We start from the raw sequence: 11824 nt of genomic DNA, 5'->3' as shown, positions 1-11824 counted from the left end.
AATGCCACCCTCGGGTGGCATTTTTTCGTTTAGAACTGATATTTTACTAAAACAGCTTGCTGCTCTGCTGCTAACTGGTGCATTTCATTAGCACCTTTAGCAAGTAATACAGCAGCTTGATCTGCTTTTCCTGCCAGTGTCACAAGTTGATTTAGATGTGAATCCATTAACCGGCTAGTTTCATCTTGCTGAGTAAGCAAAGAAGAAACCGTTCTGATTTCTTCCACAATCTGACTGCTAGACGATTGAATTTGCTGCATCGCTTGGTCGGCATCGTCAGCACGGCTAACACCTGCACTCACCCGCGATTCTGCAGCGGACATGTCTTTGACTGCCGCTTCCGCTCTAGAGCGAATCTCCTGAATGGTGATTGCAATTTGCTTGGTTGACGTTGCTGTGCGTTCTGCCAATTTTCTGACTTCATCTGCAACCACGGCAAAACCACGCCCTTGCTCCCCTGCCCGCGCGGCTTCAATAGCAGCATTTAAAGCGAGCAAATTAGTTTGTTCCGCCACTTCACGAATAACTTGCACAACCTGATTCACTTGCTCGCTTTGTGCTTCTAGTTGGCGAATTTGATTACCCGCTGAGGCAACAAACTGTGAGATATCGCGAATATCGGCAATCGTCTGGGTAATAGTGGTGGAACTCGCTTGAGCAAGTTCACCCGCTTGTTCTGCCAATTGTTTAGAAGATTGCGACTGTGCAGCGGTTAGTCGGATGGCTTCCGTTAATTGCGTGGCGGTTTCGCTTAGGGTATTAGCGGAATGATATTGTTGAGAAATGGTGTCTTGGAGATCTGTCACCGTATCCACCATTTCTCGCGCTCTATCAGTTCCTTGTTTCGCTAGTTGATAATCAGAGGCGATATTACTTTGAAGACCAGATAGCATTTGATTAATGGCATTTGCAATCGGAGACATCCAGTTAGCGGTACTGATTGATACTCGCTTGGTCACATCCAAACCTTCATTAAAGGCTTCGATGGGCGAGCATAAATGATCCACGTCAGTTGGTTGCTTGTTCGCCAAGGTAGACAGCGAAAATAAAGCGATCCAAATGGGGCCTAGTAGCCCGAGCAAGACGAGAATATGGGCTTGTGGCAGTGCATGCTTAAGCGCATATGCCACCACCCCCAGTGTGATGACGATCAAGACAACGAAGATAAGACGAGTTAATGCGGTTGGTTTCATCTTCCCTCTCGCCTCACACCAAGACGCCAGCAACTGCATGCAAGAAAATCGCTTCATATTCCTCTGCGGTAAAGGCGATTGGATTCGTATCTGCCGACGAAGTATCCGCAGCGGCATGTTGGCCAATTAGCGCGCCTTCTACTGATTCGATACCAATTTCAGCGAGTGAATGTGGAATAGAAAGTTGCTGTCTAAAGGTAAGTACCCAATCTAATAAATGGTCGAGCGTTGAACCAGATAACCCTAATACGGCATTGACTGGCGCTACTTTATCGGCGATGGTGGCTGCGTTCGCTTTTAATACATAAGGTAGCAAAATTGCGTTTAATAATCCGTGATGCTTTTTATAGCGCCCGCCTAATGCATGCGCTAAGGCATGCACGCCACCCAAGCCTTTTTGAAACGCAACAGCCGCCATCGCCGAAGCGACAAGCATGTTTTCTCTAGCCACTAAGTTAGTGGGTTCAGCTACTGCTAGTGGTAGATGTTGAGCGATTAAACGAATCCCCTCTAAGGCAATACCAGAAGACATGGGGTGATTTAATGGTGAGAAATAGGCTTCTAGATGGTGAGTAAGCGCATCTACCCCTGTAGCAGCCGTTAGGTGAGCAGGCAACGCAACGGTGAGATCTGGATCTAAAAAGACCGCTTTCGCTAATAGCCCTTGATGGGTAATTACATGCTTAACATGATCGACTGCATTGGTGATGACCGCCTCTCGGCTCAGTTCAGACCCTGTTCCTGCTGTCGTTGGCACCATAATTAATGGGGTGATCGCAAGCTTTGGAAAGCTGCTGAGCGTCGGGTAACGATGAAAGGCGACATTCCAATCAAAATTTTCTAGACCGTTTGGATCTGCTGCGACAAGTGAAATGGCTTTGGCAGCATCTAAAACACTACCACCGCCTAAAGCAATTATCACGTCTTGTGGGTGTTCCGCATACGTCTTCACACCAAGCGCGACATTATCCGTACTAGGGTTACTTTCTACTTGATCAAACACGGTCACCACTTTACCTGCAGCTACTAAAGCAGCGTAAAGCGAAGAAACATGCCCGAGCTTGGTGATTCCTTGATCCGTAACGATCAGAATGTGTTGGTAGCCTTGTAACTGACAAAAAGGCAGTAACTCAGCAATTGCACCGCTGCCACTATATATTTCCGTTGGGTAATTCCAGTAATTAATTGTATTCATTGGGTACTCGCATAGAGAGTGCGTCATCTGAAAGAAAAAAGGGAAAGCCTTTAAATAGCCTTTCCCTTTTTTAATAGACACTACATCAGCATTGGATTAGACAGATGCGCCAACAGGAACAGCCTTTGCCTCTGGTGTGTGATCCGTATTGTGCAATTGCATGAGTGCTTGTTCGCTCTCGGCAATAACGGGCAGTTCTGCTGTTAGATCGATAGAACGGCTAAGTAGATAGTACGCGGCACTAGAGACTACCAAGCCAACTAACCATGCCAAATCTACCCCACCCATCATTTCGGCAATTGGGCCTGAGTACACGCCAATTAATTCAAAGAATGGAATCGATGCAATGAAGCCAATTAGGTACGCCGCAATACCCCGTTTACCCCAAGCGCCATAGATACCGTCTGGGCGGAAGAAATGGGTAATCGCATATTTTCCACGACGAACAAAGAAGTAATCGACCAAGTTAACTGCCGTCCAAGGTACGAGTAGGTAAAGCATCACGGTTAGTACGGCAAACAAGATACCAATTGCATCACCATTCACCGCTAATGAAATGGCCAACCAAATCACGGCCAAACAGAGAATCGTCACAATGCGAATTCCGACAGACGGATTCACTTTCTTGAGAGAATCTAGCGCAGTCACCACCGTTAGCATGCCGCTATAGGCATTTAGGCCCATCGTCGCAATTAAAGCCGTTACCGAAGTGAGTGCGATCACCGAACCAAACCCATGAACAACATGATTACCCGCATCATAAAGTGCGACTAGGCCATCGGATGCGCCTAGGTGAGTAGCTAACCACGCGCCCATTGCGATCAACCAAATTGCGGAAGACGAAGCACCGAAAAACACGGCAGCAATAATAGAAGATGGCTTGGTATTACGTGGTAAATAGCGCGAATAATCAGACACATACGGTGCATAGGTAATATTGTAGCTAGCACTAGCCGCAAACTGGGCAATAAAGGCAACCCAACTAAAGCCAAGTGCAACGGTAGGCGCCTTACCCCCTGCCTCGCCCATGAAAATAGCAACGGTCAGCATCAGATACAGTGGCAAACTAATGATGAAGCACAATTGAAAAATTCGATGTAACCAATCATGGCCATAAATTGCCAATAAGGTACCAATCACCGCCATCCCTAAGGCGACGATGGTTGGATCCCAACCGAAAATACCATGTAAACCACTAGACACTAAGACCGTATCGACGACGTTAAAACCGACAAAGGTAAATAGCGTACCGATCAGCACCAATACTACGCCGCGATAGCCAAACTGGGCGCGAGATTGGATCATCTGGGGAAGGCCAAGCTCAGCACCTTGAGAGGCGTGAAAAGCCATAAATAAGGTACCAAACAAAATACCCAGTGCCCCAGCTAGAGCTGTATAGCCTAGCGATAAACCCATACTTGGGCCAATAAAACCAATGGCGATGGTAAAGAATTGAAAGTTACCCAAAAACCAGAATGGCCCTTGGTGAATCACTTTACTATGACGTTCATTTTCAGGAACGTAATCGATTGAGCGGGTTTCAATACCACCCTTTTTTTTCTGGCTTGCGTCCGCCATTTGCTGTGCCATAGTGCTCTCCTCTATATGGACAGATTAACAGGTTATGTCATCTTTGATGAGCACCCCCTAGGGGTGCCCTAGGGTTACTACAAGGTAAAACTCTCTTTTAAACTCACTACATGTTTAAGCTGTTGGTAAGCACGAAGACCCCACGGACCTAGCTCGCGACCAATACCACTTTGCTTCATACCACCCCAAGAGGTATGCGGGAAAATCACTTGTGGAGAGTTCACCCACACCATGCCAACGTGTAATTGGCGGGTATATTTTTGGCTGCGTGTTTTGCTTTGCGAAACCACCGTTGCCACCAGACCATAATCACTATGGTTGGCTATTTCGATGGCCTCTTCATCTGTTTGAAAGGTCATCAGGCAGGCAACTGGTCCGAAGATCTCTTCTTTCCAGATAGCAGATTCTTCTGGCACGTTTTCAAAAATTGTCGGGGCAATAAAATAACCGCTCGAATCAGCAACGCGCTCACCGCCTGTTAAACAATGAGCCCCCGCCTCTTTTCCTGCTCGGATATAAGACATCACCCGATTGAGTTGAGCTTCACTAATCAGTGGGCCCATTTCTACATTTTCAACGGAAGGCGCCCCACAAACCATTGCCTCAGTTGCTGCGACAAAACGTGCTTTAAATGCGGGGTAGATTGATTCTGCAACGAGAATTCGCGAGGTAGCCGAACACATTTGTCCTGCATTAAAAAACACACCTTTTAAGGCAAGGTCTACAGCAGTATCCAAATCTGCATCTTCACAAACCACTAAAGAAGACTTGCCACCCAACTCTAAGCTAACTGGCTTAGTAAACCTTGCCGCTGCTGCCATGACTTTTCGGCCAACCGCATTGCTGCCAGTAAACGAAATTTTATCAATTTCGGGATGGTCTACCATCGCTGCGCCCACATCGCTACCCGCACCAACCAGTACGTTAAATACCCCATCAGGAATACCACTTTGAGCGATAATATTAGCTAACAGAATTTCACTTAATGGCGTAAGTTCTGCTGGTTTTAAGATGACACAACAGCCAGCAGCTAAGGCCGGAGCGACTTTCCAAGCGGTTGTTACCATCGGGAAATTCCAAGGCACGATCAGCCCTGCAATACCACAGGCTTCTAATACGTATTCGCCTTCGAAAGCATCATCCGGCAACGCTACTTCGGCTTCTGAATGACGATCATCATTGCTAATTAAATCGGCGTAATATTCAAAGGTGGCAATGGCATCTGCCACATCAAGCGATGCCTCAAAAGCTGGTTTGCCACTATTGAGTTGCTGCATAGCCTCTAACTGCGCAGCCGCCGATGCAATACCGGTGGCAATTTGGCGCAATACCTTCGCCCGTTCTGCCGGAGCGGCATACTTCCATGCTGGTAATGCGCGCTTTGCGGCCGCTACGGCGGTAGGAACATCTGCTGCCGTAGCTGTTTTTACGCGAGCAAGCACCTCTCCCGTAGAAGGATTCATAACATTAAATAATTCACCATGCCCTGCTTGCCACTGATTGTTCAGCAACATCCCATCAATTGGCTGAGACAAATCTAAAGGAAGTAGTGCATTTCCTTGGATAGCTAAATCGTTCATCTGACCCTCCTAGTTAGCAGCGTGCAGAGAAAGATGTTCATGTACGGCTAGCCATGCACCACCTTGTTGATGACGAAACACGATGGTTTCTCGCTCTTGCGAAACTGCCTCTTCGGTGCCAAAACGTACATGGGTTTTCACATCATGCGTAAAAATGGCCATATCGCCATAAAGCTGTACTAACTGATTCGTCGATTCGCACGCTAAAACACGGAAACCATCCGCTTCCCACACAGCCCACAATGATTCGTATGCAGCACGATTTGCTAACCGTTCAGGGACGTTATGAAAAACAAAAGTTGCTTCGGGAGCAAAGGCGGCAAAGTAAGCCTCTTTATTGTGTTGGCCAAACACGTTAACCAAGCCTTGAGCTGCGGCGAGTACTTCTTGTTCTGGTGTCATCATTCGTCTTCCTTCCAATATTCCAATCAAACAGTCATCCCTGTTTGAACTAGGCGCGGTAATTCACACCAGGTAGTACACATAGCAATTCATAAGCTAGGTTGGCGCCTAGCAATGCCGTCGTACCTTGGGGATCATAAGGAGGAGAAACTTCAACTAAATCTGCACCAACAATATCTAACCCATGCGCACCACGAATAATTTCTAATGCCTGCGGAACAGTTAAACCGGCGATTTCAGGTGTGCCGGTGCCAGGCGCGTAAGCGGGATCGATACCATCAATATCAAAGCTGATATACACAGGACCACCAGATAACTGCGCATGGACTTCTTTCATTAGTCCGGCTAAAGATTGGTTCCAACAGGCCTCTGCTTGCACCACACGAAAACCTTGCTGGCGACACCAGTCAAAATCCTCGGCTTCGTAACCAGTACCACGAAGGCCAATTTGTACTACACGATTAGTATCTAGAAGGCCTTCTTCCGTCGCGCGGCGAAATGGTGTGCCGTGGGCAATTTTTTCACCAAACATGGTGTCGTTTACATCGGCATGTGCATCGACATGAATTAATCCCACTTTGCCGTACTTTTTATGAAGCGCACGCAAAATGGGAAGTGCAATGGTATGGTCGCCACCTAATGTAATTGGACGGCAACCATTTTTAATAATGTCATCATAAGCAGATTCAATTCTGCTAATCGAATCTTGTAAGTTATATGGGTTAGAGGCGACATCGCCAATGTCTGCTACGCGCAGAGAGTCAAAAGGAGCCGCACGGGTAGCCATATTGTATGGGCGCAGCAACACAGATTCGCTACGAATTTGGCGAGGGCCAAAACGTGCCCCTGTACGATTAGAAGTACCCAAGTCAAACGGTACGCCAACAAAACAGGCATCTAAGCCTTCTGAAGTAGGCTGATACGGTAAGCGCATCATGGTGGCAATACCACCAAAACGAGGCATTTCATTACCGCTCATTGGCTGAAAAAACTGATCATTCATTACATGTCTCCAACTACATTGATACGACCCAACGCAACAGATCGCAGATTTTTTGCTAGTATGAAGACATTACATAGATTTTGAATTCTAACTATTAGACGTTTACATTGATATTTATCGATGTAATGTAAAGGATAGATTGTGCTTGGGAATCTTAGCGATCTGGATTTACGGTTAATCAGGGTGTTTTTGGGCGTTGTCGACGCTGGTGGTATTACCCCCGCACAAACGGCTTTAAATGTTGGGCAATCGACCATTAGTACGCAGTTATCTAGCCTTGAAACCCGATTAGGTTACCGCCTCTGCGAACGCGGAAGAGCTGGGTTTGCGCTTACCCCTAAAGGCGAAAGGTTTGTTGAACTCTCTCGTTCCCTATTAGCAGCGGTAGGAGAATTCACCGAACAAGCTCGTCACATGGACAAACAGCTAGTCGGCAACCTTCGAATCGGTTTAATTGGCCACACACCACTTAGCCAAAATGCCCGCATTAGTGAAGCGATTGCGCATTTTCGCAAAAGGAACGAAGCCGTCAGATTTGATATACAAGTAAGACCACCAGGCGAGCTTGAAGAAGATCTCATTAATGGCGCGGTTGAAATTGCCGTAGGGTACTTTTGGCATAGAGTACCAACACTCAACTACACAAGTCTCTTTATAGAAAAGCAGATTGCCTACTGCGGCAGAGGTCATCCTCTGTTTGAGCAGGCAGGTGAAACCACCTTTGAAGAAGTTGCCCCACACGAATGGGCATGGCGCTCTTACCCAATTCCTGAAGCGCAGATCTACGCCAATGAAATTCATATCACCGCACAAGCAGACAATATGGAAGCGGTAGCCATGCTCATTTTATCTGGCTACCACTTAGGTTTTTTGCCGATTCACTTTGCTGAACCCTATGTAAAACAAGGCTTATTAAAACCACTCAATCCAAAGCTCTTCCACTACGAAGTCCCCTTCTTTGTCGTAACAAGGCAAAAACGCTTCTTGTCGGACATTGTTCGTGCGTTCTTGGAAGACCTGCAAGATGCACATGGAGAAGAAAGTTAAGCCATTCCCTTTGTCGATGCCCTTAGTTTATTTCTCTATTGACTTGATTCATTACATCATCGACACACAAATATTGCACAATACATCACAATAGAGCACAATCAATCAAGACACTATTCCCATTCATTAATTGGATAATCTAATGAACTCCAACTTGATTGACGCTTATGCAGTGATGCTTCCTGCTTTTAGTGACTTAACACTTTCTAAGGATGTAACCAATTTTCTGAAGCAAGGGGGGATGTCATTACTTCTTGGAGAAACAAGAGAAGAATATGTCTCAAGAAAGATGACAAGTGAACGAATACGCGCTGAAAAGGCAAATGACTTCAGCTTTCTTGTCAGTCAGGCCAAAGAAATTGCGCAACAACCATTATTAGTTGCCGTAGATCAGGAACTAGGTGGCATTCAAAGGCTACATCAACTAGTACCCGCCTTACCCTCTAGCGAAGAAGCAAGTTTGCTATCTGACGATGATTTGGAAGAAAAGGCAAAACAAGTTGCCACAACTGCAAGAACACTAGGCATTAACATGTTCTTATCACCAATTGTCGATATCGTGACGGGCGAAAATCCGTGGTTACACAATCGAACCCTTGGACAGGATGCCGCCGTAGTAGGAAAAATGGCGAATGCCTTTACATTGGGCATTCAAGCAGGAGGGGTTGCAGCTGTTGCCAAACATTTTCCGGGCCATCCTACGTCAGTGATAGACCCGGCCATTGGCGAGGCAATAGTAAAAGCAACAAAAGATGAACTACAACCAACTTTAAGTGTATTTGAAACCTTGATTGCATCTGATGTTAACGCCATCATGATTGGTCCGGCATTAGTTCCAGTATTTGACGCAAACGAACCCTCAAGCACCTCTCAAATAACCATCCGCTACTTGCGGGAAACAATGGGCTTTAGCGGATTAATTATTTCAGATGATCTAGATGCACCAGGTATTCACAGGGGCAGAAGTATTGCAGAAACGGCCATTGCCTCGCTAATCGCTGGCGCTGACTTGCTTTTATTGTCTAGTGAAGCAGGGCTTGATGAAGTAGCAAATGCAATTATTCAAGCAGCTGAAAATGGCCTGTTAAAAATAGATCGTCTTCAAGATGCTGCGAATCGCGTACGAAAACTCGCAACAACATTGGCGAGCGTAAATTAGACCTCTCTCCTCTTTTCAATTAACAAGGTTAAACACGCTGAATATGGTGTTTAACCTTGTATTACTTTGACTCCCGATGCATCTAGGGCATGTTGCTGACTATCTGAGATTTCACCACTGAATACAAGATAAGAGACATTTTGCAATGGCGTTACTTTAAAATTGGCAACAGATGATATTTTTTCAGCAGTTAATGCAATCAATACTTCGCTACTTTGCTTCACCAATATTTTTTTCATTTCTGCATCTTCATAATCGAACGCAGTAACCCCTTCATCGATATCAAACCCACAGACGCCAAGCACACATAAGTCAAAATAAATTTCTTCAAGTTGCTTGATTACGGACACTCCGGTTGCTGCACCAAGTTGCTTACTCATTTTACCGCCAAGTAACACCACTTCACATAATGGGTGCTTCAACACCTCCACCGCAATGGCTGGCGAATGAGTCACTACAGTTAGCTTTACATTAAGCGGGATAGCTTGGGCGAGGCAAAGGTTAGTGGTTCCTGCATCAATAAAAATACAAGTATTATTTCTAAAAATGGGAGAGGCAACCTTTGCGAGTTGTGACTTTTCATCTACATTATTTTCTAGTCTACGCTCAAAATCTTGACCACCCGGTGCAATACTTACAGCGCCACCATACACCTTCTTGCAATAACCTTGATTGGCTAACTCCTGTAAATCTCTACGAATAGTATGCTCTGAAACCCCCATTTCTTCTGCGAGATGTATACATACAACCCGACCAAATTTCTGCAGCCTTTCGCGAATAGCCGCTTGTCTTTGATCAGGGAAAACAGCATAATCGCTCATAATAAATCCAAATCCATCGCAATATTTCAACAATAACCATCAGAACAATTTTTCGCAACATAAAACCGTTGGAACTGCTATGTCTACTATTCAACCTGACATTCATTTTTTCCACAAGCTAGCTGATTTAGCGGAAAAAGAAACAATGAGTAGATTTCGAACGAATGATCGCGTGAATATTGAAACAAAGACTCACGACCTCTTTCTGTTTGATCCTGTCACAGAAGCAGATAAAGAAGCTGAAAAAGTGATGCGAGCACTGATTCATCAAACGTTTGCAGATCACCAAGTGACCGGAGAAGAGTTTGGAACAACCGGAAACTCAGATTGGGAGTGGGTATTAGATCCTGTTGATGGTACGAGACCATTTATCTGCGGCTTACCGGTTTGGGGAACATTGATTGGTTTGTATCACAAAGGCATCGCCCAAATGGGCATGATGGCGCAACCAGTAACGAAAGAGCGCTTTTGGTCGGACGGTAAAACCGCGTGGTACCAAGGACCACAATACAATCGCGTTTTACAGACAAGCTCAGTTAGCGACGTATCTGCCGCCATCTTACATACCACTTCCCCAGAACCCATTTCAAAATATCCAGAGATTCGGTTTGATCGATTAAATGAAGCCGTAAAAATGACTCGATATGGTGGTGAATGCTACGCAATGGCCATGCTGGCAGCCGGTCACATTGATATTTGCCTTGAATACGCCCTAAAACCATATGACATTGCCGCATTTATTCCAATAATTGAAACAGCTGGTGGCATTGTCACGACGCTTTCTGGAGATAGACCAGAACAAGGAGGCATTATTGTCGCTAGTGCGAATGCCTCGCTACACCAGCAAGTACTATCCATTTTGAACTCGCAAAAAACACTTGTACATCCCTAGTACAGTCTTTCGCCCCCCATTCCAGAAGTAGATTGACGAGAGAGATCCATGAAAACTAATGAAGCGCATATAACAAAAAATTTGAAAGTTCTAGCGGACTCATTTGATTCCTTAGCCGATTTCTGTAGAAAATTAGGCATTAATCGACAGCAGTTCAATAAATATTTAGCAGGTTTGCACCAGCCTTCACAAAAAATTCTATTAAAGATTTCTAGGTATTTCTCCATGGAGCCCGAAGATCTATTTTTAGAGCCACAAGCTTTTATCAATTTTTATGAAGGCAAAGAATACGAAATTCCGATTGATCTAAAAGATAACCCTGAATTAACTAAGTTTCTTTCGCTAGCAGAAGACAGCTCCAAAAACTTAGATGGAATCCTTGGTACCTATTTTAGATATCACAACTCCTCCATCTACAAAGGGCGGATTCTAAGATCGATTACCCACATCTACAAAAAAGGTAAATTCATTCAACACACCACGACAGAACGCTTTCCTAAGTTAGATGGCAGTGGAAAAATTGGCTATACATTTAGCTACCATGGCTTTTGCTTCTTGTTTGGTGACCGGATTTTTCTTGTCGACTTTGAAGGGGATCAGAAAAACGAGATGACGTTTTCTATTCTCGTCCCACAACATAGAAAACCATTGCGGTTTGTTTACGGAACGTTATCAGGTATTGCCGCCACCACATTTAGACAACCCTTTTCGACAAGGATGATTTTAGAATTTGTCGGCAAAGAAAAACCAGCGAAATCATTGCTAGAAAAAGCAACGGCATTATTGCCAACAGATAATTCCATTCCTCTAGAAGTAAGAGAATACTTAACCAACCAGAAGAATGACTTCATTTTTGGCGGGGAGTTTTAAGTCACCCATGAAATAAAAAAAGCCAAGCTTTTTGAGCTTGGCTAAACACCCCATAACGAGGAAGACACCTTT

General features: G+C 45.1%; 11 protein-coding genes. 4 read left to right on the top strand and 7 right to left on the bottom strand.

What is annotated here, in order from left to right; all coding sequences use genetic code 11:
- Nucleotides 1-29: 29 nt before the first annotated feature.
- From LIN78_RS12920 to speB, 6 genes are all read right to left on the bottom strand, one after another.
- A complete protein-coding gene (locus LIN78_RS12920; RefSeq protein ID WP_227181260.1) occupies nucleotides 30-1193 on the bottom strand; it encodes a methyl-accepting chemotaxis protein in 1164 nt (387 codons plus the stop codon).
- A 13-nt stretch (nucleotides 1194-1206) separates the two neighbouring features.
- On the bottom strand, nucleotides 1207-2388 hold the full coding sequence (locus LIN78_RS12915) for an iron-containing alcohol dehydrogenase (RefSeq protein ID WP_227181259.1): 1182 nt from the start codon (nucleotides 2386-2388) through the stop codon (nucleotides 1207-1209).
- A gap of 96 nt (nucleotides 2389-2484) precedes the next feature.
- On the bottom strand, nucleotides 2485-3978 hold the full coding sequence (locus LIN78_RS12910; protein WP_227181258.1) for a purine-cytosine permease family protein: 1494 nt from the start codon (nucleotides 3976-3978) through the stop codon (nucleotides 2485-2487).
- A 77-nt stretch (nucleotides 3979-4055) separates the two neighbouring features.
- Complete coding sequence (locus LIN78_RS12905) at nucleotides 4056-5558, bottom strand: aldehyde dehydrogenase family protein (RefSeq protein ID WP_227181257.1); 1503 nt, start codon at nucleotides 5556-5558, stop codon at nucleotides 4056-4058.
- Between the two features lie 9 nt (nucleotides 5559-5567).
- Entirely contained in the window at nucleotides 5568-5963 is a 396-nt protein-coding gene (locus LIN78_RS12900; RefSeq protein ID WP_227181256.1) for a YybH family protein, read from the bottom strand.
- Nucleotides 5964-6009: 46 nt separating this feature from the next.
- Nucleotides 6010-6963 (bottom strand): agmatinase, encoded by a 954-nt coding sequence (speB, locus tag LIN78_RS12895; protein ID WP_227181255.1) that lies wholly within the window; start codon nucleotides 6961-6963, stop codon nucleotides 6010-6012.
- Nucleotides 6964-7104: 141 nt separating this feature from the next.
- Between speB and LIN78_RS12890 the strand changes: the two genes are divergently transcribed.
- Nucleotides 7105-8010, top strand: coding sequence for a LysR family transcriptional regulator (locus LIN78_RS12890; protein WP_227181254.1), 906 nt, complete (start codon nucleotides 7105-7107; stop codon nucleotides 8008-8010).
- Nucleotides 8011-8152: 142 nt separating this feature from the next.
- Nucleotides 8153-9169 carry a glycoside hydrolase family 3 N-terminal domain-containing protein gene (locus LIN78_RS12885; RefSeq protein ID WP_227181253.1) on the top strand — a complete coding sequence of 339 codons (1017 nt, stop codon included), beginning with the start codon at nucleotides 8153-8155 and terminating at the stop codon, nucleotides 9167-9169.
- A 50-nt stretch (nucleotides 9170-9219) separates the two neighbouring features.
- Here the strand turns inward: LIN78_RS12885 and LIN78_RS12880 are convergent, their stop codons facing one another.
- A complete protein-coding gene (locus LIN78_RS12880) occupies nucleotides 9220-9990 on the bottom strand; it encodes a DeoR/GlpR family DNA-binding transcription regulator (RefSeq protein WP_227181252.1) in 771 nt (256 codons plus the stop codon).
- A 79-nt stretch (nucleotides 9991-10069) separates the two neighbouring features.
- Between LIN78_RS12880 and hisN the strand changes: the two genes are divergently transcribed.
- Together hisN and LIN78_RS12870 are read left to right on the top strand one after the other, a co-directional pair.
- Complete coding sequence (hisN, locus tag LIN78_RS12875; RefSeq protein ID WP_227181251.1) at nucleotides 10070-10882, top strand: histidinol-phosphatase; 813 nt, start codon at nucleotides 10070-10072, stop codon at nucleotides 10880-10882.
- A 48-nt stretch (nucleotides 10883-10930) separates the two neighbouring features.
- Entirely contained in the window at nucleotides 10931-11752 is an 822-nt protein-coding gene (locus tag LIN78_RS12870) for a helix-turn-helix transcriptional regulator (RefSeq protein WP_227181250.1), read from the top strand.
- Nucleotides 11753-11824: the final 72 nt, after the last annotated feature.

The sequence above is a fragment of the Leeia speluncae genome (assembly GCF_020564625.1).
Classification (GTDB): domain Bacteria; phylum Pseudomonadota; class Gammaproteobacteria; order Burkholderiales; family Leeiaceae; genus Leeia; species Leeia speluncae.
The sequence above is the reverse complement of the archived record's forward strand: the minus strand, read 5'-3'. Positions and strand labels throughout refer to the sequence as shown.